Consider the following 18,595-nt stretch of genomic DNA (forward strand, 5'->3'; position numbering starts at 1 on the left):
GGGTGTTGTGCACTCGTTATGCCTGGACTGTGCCTGCGTCCCAGTCATCCCTTCCGCCCCTTGTGTCCGGTCGGCGCGCAGACATGCTCATATGCTTCAGAATTCCCCTAAAATTGGGCATTCTTCACATGTGGTGACCTTGGACGTACGGCCTCAGCTGCTCGACGCACTCTCCGCCCTGCGCGACCGTGTCGCCGCCGCACGCTTCCCGCTGCCCCTGGCGGGGGCCCCACGCGCGCGTGCCAACCGCGACGAACTGCTCGCCCAGCTCGACGACTATCTGGTGCCCCGGTTGAGAGACCCCGAAGCGCCGCTGCTGGCCGTGGTGGGCGGTTCCACCGGGGCCGGCAAGTCGACCCTCGTCAACTCCCTTGTGGGGCGGCGGGTGAGTGAGGCGGGCGTGCTGCGGCCGACCACGCGGACACCGGTGCTGGTCTGCCATCCGGAGGACCATCACTGGTTCAGCGGAATGCGCGTACTGCCCGACCTCACCCGCGTGTGGGTGCCGCACCAGGAGCCGGGGGACGAGCTCCTGCTGCCCGGTGAGAACCCCGCGCGCGTGCTGCGCATCGAGACCGCCGACACCCTCCCGCCGGGCCTCGCGCTCCTCGACGCGCCCGACGTCGACTCCCTGGTCGCCGACAACCGCGTCCTCGCCGCCGAACTGATCTGCGCGGCCGACGTCTGGATCATGGTCACCACGGCCGCCCGCTACGCCGACGCCGTCCCCTGGCATCTCCTGCGCACCGCCAAGGAGTACAACGCCACCCTCGTGACCGTTCTCGACCGGGTGCCGCACCAGGTCGTCTCCGAGGTCTCACGGCAGTACGGCGCCCTGCTCACCAAGGCGGGCCTCGGCGACGTGCCGCGGTTCACGGTGCCGGAACTGCCCGAGTCGGCCTGGGGCGGCGGACTGCTGCCGGCCACCGCCGTGGCGTCGCTGCGGACCTGGCTCGTCCACCAGGTGCAGGACCCCGCGGCCCGGCAGCACACCGTCGCCCGTACGGCCCACGGCGTCCTCGACTCCCTCAAGTCCAGGATGCCCGAGCTGGCCGGCGCCGCGGCCGCCCAGTACGCCGCCGCGCTGCGCCTCACCGCCGCCGTCGAGGGGGCGTACGACAGCGAGTACGCGCGCCTGCGGGGGCGGCTCCAGGCCGGTGCCGTACTCGCCGGTGACGCCCTCAAGCGGTGGCGGGCCTTCCCCCTCGACTGCACCGCCGCGGAGCTCCTGGACGCCCTCGTGGAGAGCCTGGGCGCCCTCCTGCTGTGCGCCGTCACCGCCGCCGACGAACGCGTCGACGAGGCCTGGCGGCGCGAACCGGCCGCGGGCGCGCCGGAACTGACGGAGCGCGATCCGACCCCGGAGAGCGCCGAGCACCGGATCGGGCTGGCCGTACGGCGCTGGCGGCGGGAGCTGGAGGAGTACGCCGAGGAGGAGATCCGCGACCTCGACCGCGGGGTCACGCCCGACCCCGAGACGGTCGCCGCCCTCGTCGCCACCGCGCTGCTCGGCGGACGCCGGGCCCGGGTCGCCGGCGAGGGGCTCGCCGAGCGGATCGGCGCCCACGGGGCCCTGCGGCTGCGCGACCGGGGCGGACGGCTGCTCACCGCGCACCTCGACAAGGTCGTGCACACCGAACGCGAGCGCCGGCTCGCCCCGCTCGACGCGCTCGACGTACACCCCGAACCCCAGGCCGAACTCATCGCCGCGCTGTCCGTACTGCAGAAGGAGAGGTGACCGATGACCGCCGTCACGGATCAGGACCACACGGAGCGGGCGGGGGACGCCGTATCGGAGGAGGACGGGGAGGGGGCGGTCGAGGAGCCTCAGTCGGGGAGCGACCCGGACTCGGGTGAATCCGGTGAAGTGGACTCGGGTGAAGTGGACTCGGGTGAAGTGGAGTCGGGTGAAATGGGGTCGGGCGGCAAGGACGGGCACGCGCGCGTGGGGAGCGGGGAGGACGCGGGGGGCTCGGAGGGCGGTGCCGGGCACGCGCGCGAGGAGGGCGGCCGCAGGCGCAGAGAGGCCGTGGAGACTCCGGAAGGGTCCGACGACGCCGGCTCCGCGGGTGCCTGGGACGACGGGCTCATCGCGCGGCGGGTCACCGCCGAGAGCGAGCGCGAGCGCGAGCGCGAACGCGAGCAACAGGCCGCCGTCGTGGAGGCCCGTGGCCACAACGCCCCACCCGCCGCCCCGCTCGCCTACGACGGCCCCCTGCGCTCCCGTCTGGACGCGCTGCGGGAGCTGATCGGGCTCTCGCGGACCCGCCTCGACAGCCGGACGCTCGCCGAGGCCGGCCAGGTCCTCGACGAGGCGGCCGCCCGGCGCAGGCTCTCCGGACAGCACACCGTCGTCGCCATCGCCGGAGCGACGGGCAGCGGCAAGTCGCAGCTGTTCAACACGCTCGCCGGGGTGGCCATCTCGGAGACGGGGGTACGCCGTCCCACCACCGCCGCGCCGATCGCGTGCAGTTGGAGCGACGGTTCGGCGAGCCTCATCGAGCGGCTCGGCATCCCGCCCCGGCTGCGTCGGCGCCCGCTGCAGAGCGCCGAGTCGGAGGCCCAGTTGCGCGGGCTCGTCCTGGTCGACCTGCCCGACCACGACTCGGCCGCCGTCCAGCACCGCGAGCAGGTGGACCGGATCCTGGCGCTCGTCGACGCCGTCATCTGGGTCGTCGACCCCGAGAAGTACGCCGACGCGATCCTGCACGAGCGCTATCTGCGGCCCATGGCGGGCCACGCCGAGGTCATGTTCGTCGTCCTCAACCAGATCGACCGGCTGCCCGGGGAAGCCGCCGAGCAGGTCCTCGACGATCTGCGGCGGCTGCTCGACGAGGACGGGATCGCCCTCGGCGAGTACGGCGAACCGGGCGCGACCGTCCTCGCGCTGTCCGCGCTCACCGGGGACGGCATCGGTGAACTGCGGGAGGCGCTCGGCCAGTTCGTGGCGGAGCGCGGAGCTCCCGCGCGGCGGATCGCCGCCGACGTGGACGCGGCGGCGTGGCGGCTGCGGCCCGTCTACGCGACGGGCCGGCGCACCGGGCTCAGCGAGGAGGCGCGCGACGACTTCGCCGCCCGGCTCGCGGACGCGGTCGGCGCCACCGCGGCGGGCGAGGCTGCCGAGCGCGCCTGGCTGCGCAACGCCAACCGCGCGTGCGGGACGCCCTGGCTGCGGCTGTGGCGCTGGTACCAGGACCGGCGCGAACCTCCCACGGGGCGGCTGCCGTTGCGCGCCCAGCCCGACGAGGAGGCGACCGCGCGGCAGCGTGTCGAACACGCCGTACGGACGCTCGCCGACCGGGCCTCGGCGGGACTGCCCGCGCCGTGGGCGCAGGCGGTGCGCCAGGCGGCCGTGCGCGGCTCCCAGGGGCTGCCCGAGGCGCTGGACGAGCTGACGGCCCGGGCCGGGCTGCCACCGGGCCGGCCGCCGCGCCCGGGCTGGTGGCCGGTGGCCGTGCTGGCGCAGGCGTCCATGACGCTGCTTCAAGTCGTGGGCGGGCTGTGGCTGGTGGGCCAGATCGTCGGGGTCATGGCGCCGAACCTGGGGGTTCCGGTGCTGCTGATGGTGGCCGGCATCATCGGCGGCCCGCTCGTCGAATGGAGCTGCCGGATGGCGGCGCGAGGCCCGGCGCGACGCTACGGCGTGGAGGCGGAACGGCGGCTGCGGGAGGCGGCGTCCGGGTGCGGGCGGGCGCGGGTGCTGGATCCGGTGGCGGCGGAGCTGCTGCGGTACCGGGAGGTCCGGGAGCAGTACGGCAGGGTCGTCGGGGTGGGGTGAAGGGCGGGCCCGCGGGCGCGTTCCCTCGTTCGGGTGGCGGAGTTTTCCACAACCCGGGGACGGTCCACAGGGTGCAGCGGGCTCGGCCCGGCGGAGGCAGTCTGGCTTCGCGGCGATCGCGGTGACGCGGTCGGCACGCAGACAGCAGCAGCCGTACGGGACGGGCCCGTAGGCATGTCCGGGAGGGGTTCCAGCGATGAACGAGACGATGATCTGCGCGGTGGGCAACGTGGCGACACAGCCGGTGTACCGGGAGTTGGCGACGGGCGCGTCGGTGCGGTTCCGGCTGGCGGCGACCGCGCGGTATCTGGACCGCGAGAAGAACGAATGGACGGACGGGCACACCAACTTCTTCACGGTGTGGGCCAATCGCCAGCTCGCCACCAACGTGTCGGGGTCCATCAACGTGGGTGATCCCGTGGTCGTCCATGGCCGGCTGAAGGTGCGTTCGGAGGTGCGCGAGGGCCAGCCGGCCTGGACCTCGGCCGACATCGACGCGGTGGCGATCGGCCACGATCTCGCGCGCGGCACCTCGGCGTTCCGGCGCACCCAGCGGGCGGAGAACACCGTCGCGGGGGCGTCCGCGCAGCCGGAGCCGGCCTGGGAGACACCGGCGGGCGAGGCCGCGGACCGGCAGGAGGCCGTCGCGGTGACGTGACGTCAGTCGAGGCCCGTCAGCGGGTCTGACCGAAGCGCGGCTTATCGACGCATGCGTTCCGGATGCTTCCGGTCGACTTGTCGATAAGCCATGCGGGTGAAAGGCCCTGGCGATAACGATTCCGAGTCGGATCGATCTTCCGACCGCATCCCCGGGAAGAGCGGGGCGGCCGCGTCCCTAGGATGCCCAACACAGCTCCCGGGGTTACTGATTCTGCTGGTGGGACCGCCACCCCGCTCGTCAACGGGTCCTGTTCGAAGGGGAATTCCGTGTTTTCTGCGTTCTCTGCGCTGTCCGTGCGCGGTCGGGGGGCGGCTCGCCTCGCGGCCGTCACGTTCGTCTCCGGCCTGCTCGCCGCGGGTGCGACGGTGGCCGTCGCCGGCACGGCGTCGGCGGACGAGGCGGCGCAGAACCAGAGAGGCGCGACCGCCACCATAGGGGGCCTGAAGACCTACGGTGACGCGGTGATACACGAAACCGACGGTGATCTCCAGGTGCCCGCCGGGCTGTTCGAGATGTCCGTCGACGGCGGCGGAACCCTCCAGACGTACTGCGTGGACCTCTACAACCCCACGCAGAAGGACGCCAAGTACCACGAGACCGACTGGAGCGGCACCTCGCTCGGGACCAACAAGGACGCGGGCAAGATCCGCTGGATCCTGGAGAACTCCTATCCCCAGGTCAACGATCTCGCGGCACTCGCCGCCAAGGCCGGGATCACCGCGGGCCTGACCGAGCAGGACGCGGCGGCGGGCACCCAGGTGGCGATCTGGCGCTACTCGGACGACGCGGACGTCGACGCCGCCGACCCGCAGGCCGAGAAGCTCGCGGACTACCTGGAGAAGAGCGCCCGTGACGCGGTGGAGCCGGCGGCGTCGCTGACGCTCGACCCGCCCGCGGTCTCCGGCCACCCCGGCGAACTGCTGGGCCCGGTGACGGTGCACACCAACGCGGCCGGCGCCACGGTGGCACCGCCGGCGGACGCGGCCACGAGCGGTGTGCGGATCGTCGGCAAGGACGGCAGGCCGGTCACCTCGGCGGGCAACGGCAGCGAGCTCTACTTCGACGTCCCCGAGGACGCGGCGGCGGGCTCGGCCGACCTCACCGTGCAGGCCTCGACCACGGTGCCGGTCGGGCGCGCGTTCGCCTCCGAGAGCCGGAGCCAGACCCAGATCCTCGCCGGTTCCAGCGAGTCGACGGTCTCGGCCACGGCGAGCGCGACGTGGGCGAAGGAGGGTGCCGTACCGGCCCTCTCCGCCGCCCGGAACTGCGCCGGGAACGGTCTGGACATCACAGCGGTCAACCAGGGCGATCAGGAGTTCGCGTTCGAGCTGATGGGCACGGAGTACGCCATCGCGGCGGGCGAGACCCGCACGGTGACGGTGCCGCTGCAGGAGGACCAGGCGTACGACTTCACGATCACCGGCCCCGACGGTCTGGCCGAGCGCTTCACCGGCGTCCTCGACTGCCGCACCCGCAGCAGCGAGACGGGCGCCACGACCCAGACCCTCAGTGAGCCCAGCCCCGCCACGGTGGCCGTCCCCACCACCGACGTCAACCTCGCCGAGACCGGCGGCTCCGCCACCACGCCGCTGATCGCCGGTACCGCCATCGCCCTGGTGGTGGTCGGGGGCGCCTTCCTGGTCCTCACGGGCCGGAAGCAGAACCGGGCGCAGGACTGACCGCGGCGCGCCGGTGACGGGCACAATGACGTCATGACCAAGCCCTCCGCATCACCGGCGCGTCACACCTCCTCGGACTCGGTGCTGTCCCTGTGGTCACAGGACTCGGTGCTGTCGATCGGCTCGGTGGGCTCGGTCCTGTCCATCGGCTCCGTGGGGTCCGCCCTGTCGGTCGGCTCGATCGGCAGCGCCCTGTCCGTCGGCTCCATCGGCTCGGCCCTGTCCCTGATCTCGGCGGGCTCCTGGCTGAGCACAGGGTCACTGCTGTCGGCGCAGTCGAAGTGGTCGGTGCTGTCGTGGCGGACGTCCCGTGGGGTGATGGCGTCGGCGGGGGCGGTGGCCGTGGGCGCCGCTGTGATGCTGGCGGTGCGGGGCGGGGCGGACGACTAGAGAGCCCTGCCGCATCCGGCCCGCGAGTCGACGAGCGCCGTGCAGCGAGACGTGCTGCGGCCCCGGGCGGACGGAACCTAGCGCTCCGGGCCGTTGAGGAGGTCGGCGTAGCTGCGGGCCTGTTCGGAGGCGTTGCGGTGCCAGTCGGACTGGGTGCGGTGTTCCTCGGCGAGGGACGGCTCGGCGGTGACGAGCTGGTCGTAGACGGCGGCGATCTCGTTGTGGACGGCCGCGATGGCGAGCCGGTTGGCGCGTACGGCGTCCGCGTGTCCGCGGTGGGTGTCCAGGGCGTGGGGATCGTCGCCGAGGGGTGAGTTGGCAGGGCCGTGCGCGTGCAGCGCGCTGTAGGCCTCGTTGAGCTTCGTGGCCCGCGCGTCCAGCTTGGTGCGCCGGGTGTGCAGGGCGGAGCCGCGGACCCGAAGGCTGGCCTCGTAGGCGTGCGAGCCGGGGAAGCGGACGGCGTCCAGCCCCGAGGTGACCGCGTGCGGCCGGTCGGGGCGCAGCCTCGCGTACCGGGCGTCGGCCTCGGCCGCCACCTCGAGTGTCCTCAGGTGCGGTGGCAGGGCGCTGCGGCCGATGGCCGCCCAGGCGTGCACATCGCCGTACCACTTCTCGTGGGCGGACTGCCGGGTGACGCCGGCGACCTCCCCGATCTCGGCCCAGGTGGTTCCCCGCTCCCGCTCGGCGACCACGGCCTCCCGCACCACGTCCTCCGTCCGGCGCTGGAGCTTCAGCGCGGTACGCAGCAGCTCCCCGGGCTCGGCCTCCGGGTCGACGGGCACGGCGTCGAGCACGGCGTCGGCGAGCTGGCGCAGCGTGAGTGCGAGGGCGACACGGGACTCGTCGCGGGGGGAGAGGCGGTGGAGGCCGGGATCGGCCGAGGAGTCTTGGGCGGCTGAGGTGTCCGGCATGTTGTCAGGCTATCCCTGACGGTGATCGGAAAGAGGTGTGTTCGTCCAGGTCATGGCTCGCGCTCCCCGGTGACGGGAGAGCAACCGTCACCGGTCGTGAAACCCCCAGGTCACAGCCGCCCGCCCAAACGGGTTACCACCCGAGGGTGGACCTCAGGCAAGATGGGGTGTATCTGCCCACTGCCAGATTTCAAGCTGCCGGACGGTTTCTCTTGGCTGAGTACATCTACACCATGCGCAAGACGCGCAAGGCAATCGGCGACAAGGTCATCCTTGACGACGTCTCGCTGAACTTCCTGCCTGGCGCGAAGATCGGTGTGGTCGGCCCGAACGGTGCCGGTAAGTCGACCATTCTGAAGATCATGGCGGGCCTCGAGCAGCCGTCGAACGGCGATGCCTTCCTGTCGCCGGGGTACACCGTCGGGATCCTGCTGCAGGAGCCGCCGCTGAACGAGGAGAAGACGGTCCTGGAGAACGTCCAGGAGGGCGTCTCCGAGGTCAAGGGCAAGCTCGACCGGTTCAACGAGATCGCCGAACTGATGGCGACCGACTACTCGGACGCGCTCCTCGACGAGATGGGCAAGCTCCAGGAGGAGCTCGACCACGCCAACGCGTGGGACCTCGACGCCCAGCTGGAGCAGGCCATGGACGCGCTCGGGTGCCCGCCCGGCGACTGGGCCGTCACCAACCTCTCCGGTGGTGAGCGCCGCCGCGTGGCGCTGTGCAAGCTGCTGCTCGAAGCGCCTGACCTGCTGCTTCTCGACGAGCCCACCAACCACCTCGACGCCGAGTCGGTGAACTGGCTGGAGCAGCACCTCGCCAAGTACGACGGCACCATCGTCGCCGTGACCCACGACCGGTACTTCCTGGACAACGTCGCCGGCTGGATCTGCGAGGTCGACCGCGGCCGTCTGCACGGCTACGAGGGCAACTACTCCAAGTACCTGGAGACCAAGCAGACCCGTCTCAAGGTCGAGGGCGCGAAGGACGCCAAGCGTGCCAAGCGGCTCAAGGAAGAGCTGGAGTGGGTGCGGTCCAACGCCAAGGGGCGTCAGGCCAAGTCCAAGGCCCGTCTCGCGCGGTACGAGGAGATGGCGGCCGAGGCCGACAAGATGCGGAAGCTGGACTTCGAGGAGATCCAGATCCCGCCGGGCCCGCGGCTCGGCAGCATCGTCGTCGAGGTCAACAACCTCACCAAGGGCTTCGGCGACAAGGTCCTGATCGACGACCTCAGCTTCACGCTGCCGCGCAACGGCATCGTGGGCGTCATCGGCCCCAACGGCGCCGGCAAGACCACCCTGTTCAAGATGATCCAGGGGCTTGAGGAGCCGGACTCCGGCACCATCAAGGTCGGCGACACCGTCAAGATCTCCTACGTCGACCAGAGCCGCGCGAACATCGACCCGAAGAAGACGCTGTGGGCGGTCGTCTCCGACGAGCTCGACTACATCAACGTCGGCCAGGTCGAGATGCCGAGCCGGGCCTATGTCTCGGCCTTCGGCTTCAAGGGCCCCGACCAGCAGAAGCCCGCCGGTGTGCTCTCCGGCGGTGAGCGCAACCGCCTGAACCTCGCGCTCACCCTCAAGCAGGGCGGCAACCTGCTGCTCCTCGACGAGCCGACGAACGACCTGGACGTCGAGACCCTTGGTTCCCTGGAGAACGCGCTGCTGGAGTTCCCGGGCGCGGCCGTGGTCGTCTCCCACGACCGGTGGTTCCTGGACCGGGTGGCCACGCACATCCTCGCCTACGAGGGCGAGTCCAAGTGGTTCTGGTTCGAGGGCAACTTCGAGTCGTACGAGAAGAACAAGATCGAGCGGCTCGGCCCGGACGCGGCGCGTCCGCACCGCGCCACCTACAAGAAGCTGACCCGGGGCTGATCGGTCTTGCGTCACCTCTACCGCTGCCCGCTGCGCTGGTCCGACATGGACGCCTACGGTCATGTCAACAATGCCGTCTTCGTCCGCTACCTGGAGGAAGCCCGGATCGACTTCCTCTTCCGGCCGGAGAAGGACTTCAAGCAGGGGTCCGTGGTGGCGCGCCACGAGATCGACTACAAGCGGCAGCTCGTGCACCGGCACCACCCGGTCGACATCGAGCTGTGGGTCTCGCAGATCAGGGCGGCGTCCTTCACCATCACCTACGAGGTGAAGGACGACGACCTGGTCTACGTGCGGGCCTCGACGGTGGTCGTGCCGTTCGACTTCGAGGCGCAGCGGCCGCGCCGGATCACCGCTGAGGAACGGGAGTTCCTGGAGGGGTACCGGGACGACGAGAAGGACGAGGCCGTCGCCGCATGACGGTGCTCCACCTCGCCGACGAGGGGGAGGCCGCGGATCTCGCCGCCTTCCTCTCCCGGCTGCTCCACTACGACCGCTCCGCCGCGGTGCGCCTCCAGGGCACCGGCACCGCGCTCGCCGTCTTCGGCCGCCCGCCGTCCTTCGAAGTGCTGGCGATCCGGGCGGTGCGGCTCGCGAAGCCGTACGAGAACGGGCTCGACGTCACGCTCGATGTCACCGTCTCCGCGGGGGAGTTGCTGGAGTCCGTCGACGAGGCCGCCGGTACGGCGGTCGTGCCGGAGGCGGTGACCGGGCCGCCGTGGGCCGGGGTGCTGCCGCCGCGGGGCGGATGGCAGGCGGTGACGGGGCTGCCCGAGCCGCAGGCGCTGCGGGCGCTCGTCCACTCCGGGGTCGCCGAATTCCGGGCCCGTACCGAGGAGTTGGCGCCCGAGGAGCGTACGCGGGCCGAACTCGACCGGATCGGGCGGGAGATCTGGTCCCGGACGGTCGGGGGGACGCGGCTGCCCGTGCGGGCCGTGCACGCGGCCCAGTCGCTGGGATTCCTGCGGCCCGGTGGGGAGTTGGCGCTCCTCTCGTCGGGGGCGTGGCTGCGGCTGCGTACGCCGTACGGCTCGATCGCCGTACGGCAAGGGGGACTTGGGATGCTCGGCGTCAGCGTGCGCTGAGGCGCCCGAACGGCGGCGGCCGCCGTCAGTCCCGGTCGCTGTCGTCCGGCCACACTCCGATGTGGTCCGGCTCCAGTTCCAGCGCCACCCTGTCGCGCATGCCCAGGGCCTCCGTGTACTCCTTCGGGAGCTGGAGGCGGCCCGCGCGGTCGAGCATCGCGTACTCCCTCGCCACCAGGGTCTCGTGGCCGGTCGTCGCGTCCACCTCGCTGCGGCGCAGCACCTCCGTGGCGGTACGGCCGTCCCTGATGGCCACCGCGCGGCGGACCTCTCCCGCCACTGCCTGGTCGTGGGTGACGATGACGATCGTCGTGCCGAGCTGTTCGTTGGCGGTGCGGAACGCGGCGAAGATCTGCTCAGCGGTGTGGGAGTCGAGTTCGCCGGTCGGCTCGTCGGCCAGGAGGACCGCGGGGCTGTTGGCCAACGCGACCGCTATCGCCACGCGTTGCTGCTGACCGCCCGACATCTGGTGCGGGCGGCGGTTGCGGCAGTCGGCCACCTCCAGCAACTCCAGCAGTTCCAGGGCGCGTTCGGTCTGGGCGCGGCGGGCCGTCCGGGAACCGGCGAGCTGGATGGGCAGGGTGATGTTCTGCGCCGCGGTGAGGTAGGGGAGGAGGTTGCGGGAGGTCTGCTGCCAGACGAAGCCGACCGTCTTGCGGCGGTAGGCCAGGCGGTCCTTCGCGGTCATGGTCAGCAGATCGTGACCCGCGACGCGCGCGGCGCCCGCGGTGGGGGTGTCCAGGCCCGCGAGGATGTTCATGAGGGTGGACTTGCCGCTGCCGGACGCGCCCACCAGCGCGAGGAGTTCGCCCTCGCGGACGAGGAGGTCGAGGCCCTGGAGGGCCTGCACCTCCACGCCGTCCGTGGTGAAGATGCGGACGAGCCGGTCGCAGGTGATCAGGGCGTCGTGGCCGTAGGTGGGGCGGGAGCGGGACTCGTTCGCCTTGTGGGCGAGGTCGGTGAGGGTGGGGTTCGTGGTCACTGGCCGTCTCCTGTGGGGGCGCCTGTCGATGGGCCGCGTGGTGCCGTCGGGCGGGTGCCGGTCCGGGCGGGTCGGGAGGCGCCTCGGTCGGGTCGGGAGGCGCTCCGGGCGGGTCGGGAGGTGCTCCGGGCGGGTCGGGAGGCGCTCCGGCGGCCCGACCGGCTGCTGCCGAGGGCGACGAAGTCGCTCATCTCGCGTCCCCCGCTCTCAGCTCCCGTACCGATCCGCGTCTCCCCGACCACCAGGCCTGCCCGACCCCCGTCCCCACCGCCAGCAGCAGCACGGCCGCCGCCGGTATCGCCAGGGACAGGGCGTCCGTGCGCAACTCCGCTGCGACGGAAGCGGGTTCGGTCGAGGGGAGGGCGACGGCGGTCAGGTCGATGCCGGGGGACAGGAGGTGGATCGTGGCCCAGCCCGTGAGGGTGCCTCCCAGGGCCGCCAGGACCGCCTGGGGCAGGGACTCCAGGATCAGCAGGCGGCGGCCTGCCGCCCGGGTCAGGCCCATGGTGCGCAGGCGGGCCAGCAGGGCCGTGCGTTCCGGGGCCGTGCGCAGCAGGGACAGCAGGAGGGCCAGGACCGCGTAGCCCGTGCCGGCCGCCACCGCCGTCGCGTAGACGCCTTCGGCGCCGGTCTGCAGGGGGGAGTCGACGTAGCGTTTCCGTTCCTCGGACCTCAGGCGCACCGCTGCCGTCCTGGGGGCCGCCTCGCGCAGCGCGGTCCCGTCCAGGTTCGTCCCCGTCAGCAGCAGCGCGGTCGGCCGGGCCGCCGCCGGGCTCAGAGCCTCGCGGTCCACGATCAGGAAGTCCGAGCCCGTCACCGCGGGCGTGCGGTCGAGGACGGCGGTGATGCGGACGGTGAGCGAAGTGCCGTCCGGGAGGAGGACGGGGAAGGGGCGGGTGCCGTACGTCTGCGCGGTCGCCGTGGAGGCCAGCGCCGGGGTCGTGCCTCCGGTGGCCCTTTCCCGCAACCGGGCCGCTGTGAAGACCCCGATCCCCGTCCGCGTCGACAGCGCCGCGTAGTCCGGGGGGTTCACCCCGGCCAGTGTCACCGACCGTGCGCCGTTCTGCGTCTTCGCGTCGTAGGTGACGCTCACCGCGGACAGGTCGCTCACCCCCGGTGCGCGGCGCAGCCGGTCCGGCAGAGCCGACGGGAGCGGCGCCGCCGTCTCCACGCGGGCGTCGGCGCCGACCGAGAGGAGGGCCGCGTGGTCGCGTGCCTCCCGCACACCGGCGAGGACGGAGCCGCCGAAGGCCGCCGTGGTCAGGGCGGTCAGCAGGGCGAGCAGGGGCAGCACGGCGGAGGCCGAGGTGCGGCCCGCGCGGGCCAGCGACAGATGGGCCAGGGCACCGCGCAGACGGGCGGCCGGGCGGGCCAGACCCCGCAGCGGAAGCGGGTACAGGCGGACCAGGACCAGGGCGGCGATCACTCCCACCAGCACCGGTGCCAGCGACACGAGGTCGTCGGAGCCGCCCGACGTGCCACGCCGGCGCAGTGAGGCCACCGCCCCCACCGCCAGCACCAGCAACGTCAGTTCGGCGACCGTACGGCGCCGGGACGGCCGTACGGAGGAGACGTCCTCGCGGCCGGTGTGGACGCGGACCACGCGGTGCGCGGCGGCGGCACGGAGGGGGAGGGCCGCGCAGGTGACGGCGGTGACCGCCGCGGCGGCCGCGAGCGCGTACCGGAAGCGGCCCTCGGGGACCGCGAGCAGCGCGGCGGCGAGTCCCAGAGCGCCCGCCGGGACGGCCACGACCGCCGTCTCGGCGAGGAGACGGGCCGCGAGGCCCCGCATCGAGGCGCCGCGGGCGCGCAGCAGGGCGAGTTCGGTGCGGCGGCGGTCGGCGGTGAGGCCGCCCGCCATCAGCAGCACGACGACGGCGACCGTGCCGGTGCCGAACGCGGCGACCGCGACGAGCGGGGCGACGCTCTCGCGGAACCGGTCGTAGTCGAGGAGGACTCCGTCCAGGTCGGTGAGGACCTCGGTCTGCCCCTCGTTCGCCGTCAGCTCGGTCACCGGGCCGTCGATCGACAGGCGCAGCTTTTGCAGGGCCGGGCCGGCCTCCAGGGAGGCGAGCGCGGACAGCAGGGCCGGGGTGTCGCGGGCCCGCAGCGCCTGCGCCGAGGGCGCCAACTGCCAGTAGGGCTCGGGCATTCCGAGGGTGCCCAGCAGGACCGGGGCCGCCTCGGGCGCGATGAGCAGGGCGCCGAGCCAGTGCATGTCGGTGGACGGCGTGGGTTCGCGGACCAGGGACGGGCTGCGCAGAATGGGGTGGGTGGACCAGTAGGCGCCCTTCGGGACGCGCGGGGTGACGATGCCCGTGACGCGGATCGGGAGGGTGCCGCCGACGACGGACACGTGGATCACCGAACCGACCTTGATGTGGAGGGACTTGGCGGTCTCGACGGCGACCGCGGCCTCCAGCTCGGATGCGGAGGCGGTCACGTGGTCTCCCGCACGCGGCAGACGTCCCCGGGTGACCGAGGCGTGGGCGCCGAGTCCCGCCTGGGCGATCAGCGTCACCTGCGCGGGCTTGCCGGTCGGCCTCGGCAGCCACGGATCCGGTGCCTCGAGGTTCACCGTGTTGCGCACCCCGTACGTCGACTGGCCCGGGTCGAGGGGGAGGGCGCGCGGGACCTGGGCGCGGACCTTGGCGTACTGCCGGGCCAGCGTGTCGGGCCGCAGGACGTCCTCGCGCGCGCTCGGCGTCAGCATCATGGACGGCTGCGGGGCGTACACCTCGACGCTGGTCCGGTCGGGGCGGGCCCGTTCGGCGGCCCCGCGCAGCCCGGCGTCCTCGTAGCGGTCCACCGCCCGCGGGAACGCGCCCGCGAGACACGCCGTCAGCGCGACCAGCAGCGCCAGCCAGAACGCGGCCCCGGGCGAGGTCCGCAGTCGGGTGCGGATCCAGGGTGCGGTCAGCCGGGGGGTTCCGGTGGTCTTCTCGTGGTGCGTGAGGGGACGTCTCACCTCACTCGCCTCCTTCGCGCAGTGCCCGTGCCGGGTCGGCTCGCCGCAGGGTCAGGGCCGCTGTGACCGGGAGTGGGGCGAGGGTGAGCGTCGTCGGCGGGGCCGGCCAGATTGCGGCGCCGGGCGAGGTTCGCAGTCGGGTGCGGATCCAGGGTGCGGTCAGCCGGGGGGTTCCGGTGGTCTTCTCGTGGTGCGTGAGGGGAGGTCTCACCTCACTCGCCTCCTTCGCGCGGTGCCCGTGCCGGGTCGGCTCGCCGCAGGGTCAGGGCCGCTGTGACCGGGAGCGGGGCGAGGGTGAGCGTCGTCGGCGGGGCCGGCCAGATTGCGGCGCCGGGCGAGGTCCGCAGTCGGGTGCGGATCCAGGGTGCGGTCAGCCGGGGGGTTCCGGTGGTCTTCTCGTGGTGCGTGAGGGGACGTCTCACCTCACTCGCCTCCTTCGCGCAGTGCCCGTGCCGGGTCGGCTCGCCGCAGGGCCTGGGCCGCCGTGACCAGGAGTGGGGCGAGGGCCACCGCCGCCAGCAGTGCGGCCGCCTGCGACAGCGGGAGCCGGACCAGGACCTGCGGGACCGGTTTCGTCGCCTCGTCGGTCAGCACGATCAGCGGGACCACAGCCTGGGTCAACGCCGCGCCCAGCAGCGCGCCCACCAGCAGCGCCAGCACCACCAGGACGCCTTGTTCCGCGGCGACCGCGCGGGCCAGCCGTCGCCGCGGGGCCCCCAGGGCACGCAGGACGGCGAACTCCGCGCCGCGCTCCCGCAGTGACCCCGCCGCGCTCACCGCGAACCCGACCGCGGCCAGTGCCGCCGCCACCGCGGCCGCCGCGGCGAACGCGGCCTCGGGGCCCGCGCCGAACGGGTCGTCGCGCAACTGCTCGGCGAGTTCGTCCCGCACCACGACCTGCGCGGGGTCCATGTCGGGCCGGGCCCGAAGGGCTGCCGCGACCGTGTCCGACGCGCCCGGCGCCGTCGACAGCCACCACTCGTTCGGTTCCACACCGGTGCCGGACTCGTCCTGGAGCTCGCGGTTCACGGACCGCAGATCGATCAGCAGGGCCCCGCCGCTGTCCGAGACGGTGGGCAACTCCCGTAGCGAGCGCACGATCCGCACCGACACCGTGCCGCCGTCCAGCGGCACGTCGAGGCTGTCCCCGAGGGCCGCGCCCGACGAGGTGAGGAAGCGGTCCGTGGCGACGCCCGTGACCCCGGACGCCGGCGGCTGCGGGGCCTCCAACCGCACCGTCAGCACTGCCGAGCTCCAGGTGTCGTCGTCCCCCGGGACGAACCCGGTGCCGTAGTCCACGCTCAGCCGCCCCGGTCCCGAACTCAGGCGCGGTGGGGTGGGTTTGGTCCGGGGGTCCGACGTCGCACCGAGCCCGTCGCTCCGCGAGCCGGCCGTCCAGTCGGTCGGCAACCGCAGCCGCCGTGCCGCCCCGTCGGCGCCCGTGGCCGTCAACTCGGTGACGATGAAGCGCTGTTGTTCGGCCCTGCCGCCCGGGACGGACACGACCACGTCCAGGGCGGTGAGGGTCAGCGGACCACCCGACACGGAGACGTCCAGCGCGTGCGGGCGGCCGTCGGCGGGGAGTTGGCCGGCCGGGATCCGGTAGGGGGTGTCGTAGCGGTCCACCAGGGTGAGGGTGACCGGCGCGGTCGTACTCGAGAACGAGCCGCTGAGAGCCGCCGTCAGCCGCAGCCGGGCCGTGTCCGCGGGCACCTGCACGCCCGCGGTCGACCCCTTGGGGGCGAGCCCCCGGAGGAACGGTCCCGAGTGCAGGTCGGGGCGGATCAGCATCGAGGCGCGGGAGGTGTCCAACGCCAGCACCGTCGCCTCCCGGCCGCCGGACAGCGGCAGTTCGGAGCGGGCGGCGGGGGCGGTCCGCCGTACGCCCGCGACGCCCGCGTACTGCTCGGTGCGGCCGAGCCCCGCGTCCCCGGAGACCAGCACCCGCACCGGCGCGCCGGCCCGGAAGTCGGCCTGGTCGGACTGCGAACGGTCCCAGGAGGCGCCCTGCCCGATCGCCAGCATGCCCAGCGCCATCGCGAGGACCAGCAGCAGCACCGGGCCCGCCCCGCGCATCGGGCGGCGGGCGATCTGCCAGCCCGCCAGGGCCGCGGACAGCCCGCGCCCGCCGGTCGCCCGGCGTTCGGCGAGCCGGGCCAGAAGCGGCAGCAGCCGCAGCGTCAGGACGGTTCCGGCCAGCAGCGCGAGCGCCGGGGCCGCCACCAGCAGCGGATCCACGCCCAGCGTGCCGGAGGCGTCGTCGGACACGGCACCGGAGGTCTGGCGGCTGAGCTGGAAGTACGCCACCGCGGCCACCGCCAGCAGCCCGATGTCCGCCCCCGCGCGCACCGCACCGGGCAGCGCCCGGGCCCGGCCGCGCGCGAACGAGGAGGTCAGCGCGGGCAGCGTCACCGCCAGCGCGCACCCGAGTGCCACCACCCCCGCCACCAGCCACACTCCGGGCCGCCCGGCCGAGGGCACCTCCAGGTGCAGTCCGATCCGGGCCAGCGGTCCCCGCCCGGCCAGCGTGCGCGTCAGCGGGCCCGCCAGCAGCGGCGCGCACAGCAGCGCGGGCGCCGCGAGCAGGACCCCCTCCAGGGCGGCGAGGCCCGCGATCCGGGCACGGGAGGCGCCGCGCGCCAGCAGCAGCCGGCTCTCGCCCGTGCGCTCACTGCTCAGCAGCCCGGCCACCAGCAGCAGGGCGCAGCCCGCGAGGAGCACCAGTTGCAGGGCGACGATCAGCAGGGTCGAGCGGGAGACGAGCAGGGAGCGGTCGGTGCGGTCGAGGACCTCGGGCAGCGAGGTGGACGCGGTCGTGGCGCCGCCGAGGGAGGACTCCTTGCGCAGAGCCGCGTTCGCCGCGACGGCCGACTTCCGCAACGCGTCCGACCGCGCGGTCGTCACCGTCGTGAAGTCGGCCGACGCCAGCCAGCCCGACGCCCCGGCGCTCACCGTCCCGTCGGCCAGCACGCCGGGATCGGCGAGCAGGGGGCCGTACGTCGTGAAGTCGAGCTTGTTGATGCCCCGCCCGTGCAGCTCGTCGAGGAGCCAGTACGGGTCGTCCGCGCGGAGGGGCCGGTACAGGCCGGTCACCGTGACCCGCACGGCCGGGCCGCGCAGCCGGTCGGAGAGGGTGAGGCGGGCGCCGGGGACCAGGTGCAGGGCGCGGGCGGCGGCCTGCGGGAGCGCCACCTCGACGAACCCGTCCGCCGTGCGCGGCAGCCGCCCCTCGACCAGCCGCACCCGGCTGCGGTCCAGCGCCGCGAAGTGCGTCAGATCCGGGTCCCCGGACCGCTGCGCCGCGGGCTGGAGCGACCGCGGCAGCGCGTAGGGGCCGGACCTGAGCAGCGTCCGCACGGTCACCGGCAGCCCGTCGAAGGCCTGCCGCGCCACGGTGCGTACGGCGGTGTCGGCGGCCGTACGGTGTTCCCCGGCCACGTCCGCCTTGACGACCAGTGCGGTGTCGGCGGCGCTGCGAGGGTCCTTGAGGGCGTGGCGCAGGGCCGCGTCACCGATCGCGCCGGAGTAGGCGGTCAGGGTCGTGAGGACCGCCGTGGTGAGCAGGACCGTCAGCAGCGCGGCGGCGAGCAGCAGCCGGTGCGCCCGCGCCCGCAGGAACACCAGACGTGCCATCCCCCCGAACCCCGTCACCCGGCCCCCCGCCGTGTCGTGTGATCTCCGGCGAGGATGTCAGAGGGGATGGTCGCGGGTAAGCGCTTGTAGCCCGGACTTGACCGGATCGTGACCGGAATCCGGCGCCGCGCGACCGGAATCCGGCACTCAATGAGGGGCAGTCAGCCGGTGGTGATCAGCCGACGGTGATCAGCCGGCGGTGTTCACCATCGAAGCGGCGGCGTACGTCAGGTAGTTCCACAGCTGCGTCTCGTGCTCCTCGGACAGGCCGAGTTCGTCGACGGCGTCCCGCATGTGCCGCAGCCACGCGTCGTGCGCCGCGCGATCGACGGTGAAGGGGGCGTGGCGCATACGCAGCCGGGGATGGCCGCGGTTGTCGCTGTACGTCGTGGGGCCGCCCCAGTACTGCATCAGGAACAGCGCGAGGCGCTCCTCGGCAGGCCCGAGGTCCTCCTCGGGGTACATGGGCCGCAGGACCGGGTCCTCGGCCACCCCCTGGTAGAAACGGTGGACGAGGCGGCGGAAGGTCTCCTCCCCGCCGACCTGCTCGTAGAAGGTCTGCGTCTGAAGCGTGCCGCGCCGGATCTCTTTCACGTCAACCATGGTCTCAGACGGGGTGGACCAGGACTCA

Annotated in this window: 15 protein-coding genes; 8 read left to right on the forward strand and 7 right to left on the reverse strand. The window is 73.4% G+C overall.

Annotated features, from left to right (window positions below; translation table 11 throughout):
• The first annotated feature begins 130 nt into the window (after positions 1–130).
• The 5 genes from ACFYZ8_RS01820 (at position 131) to ACFYZ8_RS01840 (ending at position 6,508) form a co-directional block, all read left to right on the forward strand.
• Positions 131–1,738 (forward strand): dynamin family protein, encoded by a 1,608-nt coding sequence (locus ACFYZ8_RS01820; protein WP_359031829.1) that lies wholly within the window; start codon positions 131–133, stop codon positions 1,736–1,738.
• Positions 1,739–1,741: 3 nt separating this feature from the next.
• Entirely contained in the window at positions 1,742–3,778 is a 2,037-nt protein-coding gene (locus tag ACFYZ8_RS01825) for a GTP-binding protein (protein ID WP_388536576.1), read from the forward strand.
• 196 nt (positions 3,779–3,974) lie between these two features.
• Positions 3,975–4,436: a single-stranded DNA-binding protein gene (locus ACFYZ8_RS01830; protein ID WP_388536578.1), complete on the forward strand. Its 462-nt coding sequence runs from the start codon at positions 3,975–3,977 to the stop codon at positions 4,434–4,436.
• Between the two features lie 269 nt (positions 4,437–4,705).
• A complete protein-coding gene (locus ACFYZ8_RS01835; protein ID WP_388536580.1) occupies positions 4,706–6,118 on the forward strand; it encodes a TQXA domain-containing protein in 1,413 nt (470 codons plus the stop codon).
• Between the two features lie 33 nt (positions 6,119–6,151).
• The gene (locus ACFYZ8_RS01840; protein WP_388536581.1) at positions 6,152–6,508 is read left to right on the forward strand and encodes a hypothetical protein; all 357 of its coding nucleotides are present in this window, start codon (positions 6,152–6,154) and stop codon (positions 6,506–6,508) included.
• A 77-nt stretch (positions 6,509–6,585) separates the two neighbouring features.
• Here the strand turns inward: ACFYZ8_RS01840 and ACFYZ8_RS01845 are convergent, their stop codons facing one another.
• Entirely contained in the window at positions 6,586–7,419 is an 834-nt protein-coding gene (locus ACFYZ8_RS01845) for a hypothetical protein (RefSeq protein WP_388536583.1), read from the reverse strand.
• A 212-nt stretch (positions 7,420–7,631) separates the two neighbouring features.
• Between ACFYZ8_RS01845 and ettA the strand changes: the two genes are divergently transcribed.
• Genes ettA through ACFYZ8_RS01860 form a run of 3 tightly spaced genes read left to right on the forward strand, consistent with a single transcriptional unit; the run spans position 7,632 to position 10,381 of the window.
• Positions 7,632–9,296: an energy-dependent translational throttle protein EttA gene (gene ettA / locus ACFYZ8_RS01850; RefSeq protein WP_359031823.1), complete on the forward strand. Its 1,665-nt coding sequence runs from the start codon at positions 7,632–7,634 to the stop codon at positions 9,294–9,296.
• Between the two features lie 6 nt (positions 9,297–9,302).
• The gene (locus ACFYZ8_RS01855; protein ID WP_388536585.1) at positions 9,303–9,716 is read left to right on the forward strand and encodes an acyl-CoA thioesterase; all 414 of its coding nucleotides are present in this window, start codon (positions 9,303–9,305) and stop codon (positions 9,714–9,716) included.
• Positions 9,713–10,381 (forward strand): hypothetical protein, encoded by a 669-nt coding sequence (locus ACFYZ8_RS01860; RefSeq protein WP_388536587.1) that lies wholly within the window; start codon positions 9,713–9,715, stop codon positions 10,379–10,381. The genes ACFYZ8_RS01855 and ACFYZ8_RS01860 overlap by 4 nt, the downstream gene beginning before the upstream one ends.
• A 25-nt stretch (positions 10,382–10,406) precedes the next feature.
• Here ACFYZ8_RS01860 and ACFYZ8_RS01865 read toward each other — a convergent pair whose 3' ends face one another.
• The 6 genes from ACFYZ8_RS01865 to ACFYZ8_RS01890 all read right to left on the reverse strand — a co-directional run bounded on the left by ACFYZ8_RS01865 (position 10,407) and on the right by ACFYZ8_RS01890 (position 18,567).
• Positions 10,407–11,363, reverse strand: a complete 957-nt coding sequence (locus ACFYZ8_RS01865) for an ABC transporter ATP-binding protein (protein ID WP_359031820.1) — start codon at positions 11,361–11,363, stop codon at positions 10,407–10,409.
• 187 nt (positions 11,364–11,550) lie between these two features.
• Positions 11,551–14,331, reverse strand: a complete 2,781-nt coding sequence (locus tag ACFYZ8_RS01870) for an FtsX-like permease family protein (RefSeq protein ID WP_389049718.1) — start codon at positions 14,329–14,331, stop codon at positions 11,551–11,553.
• Position 14,332: 1 nt separating this feature from the next.
• Positions 14,333–14,542 carry a hypothetical protein gene (locus ACFYZ8_RS01875; protein WP_388536591.1) on the reverse strand — a complete coding sequence of 70 codons (210 nt, stop codon included), beginning with the start codon at positions 14,540–14,542 and terminating at the stop codon, positions 14,333–14,335.
• A 1-nt stretch (position 14,543) separates the two neighbouring features.
• Positions 14,544–14,753 carry a hypothetical protein gene (locus tag ACFYZ8_RS01880; protein WP_388536593.1) on the reverse strand — a complete coding sequence of 70 codons (210 nt, stop codon included), beginning with the start codon at positions 14,751–14,753 and terminating at the stop codon, positions 14,544–14,546.
• 1 nt (position 14,754) lies between these two features.
• Positions 14,755–17,964, reverse strand: a complete 3,210-nt coding sequence (locus tag ACFYZ8_RS01885; RefSeq protein WP_388536595.1) for an FtsX-like permease family protein — start codon at positions 17,962–17,964, stop codon at positions 14,755–14,757.
• A gap of 189 nt (positions 17,965–18,153) precedes the next feature.
• Entirely contained in the window at positions 18,154–18,567 is a 414-nt protein-coding gene (locus ACFYZ8_RS01890) for a globin (RefSeq protein ID WP_359031816.1), read from the reverse strand.
• Between the last annotated feature and the right edge of the window lie 28 nt (positions 18,568–18,595).

It is taken from the genome of Streptomyces sp. NPDC001668, from assembly GCF_042893155.1.
Taxonomy (GTDB): domain Bacteria; phylum Actinomycetota; class Actinomycetes; order Streptomycetales; family Streptomycetaceae; genus Streptomyces.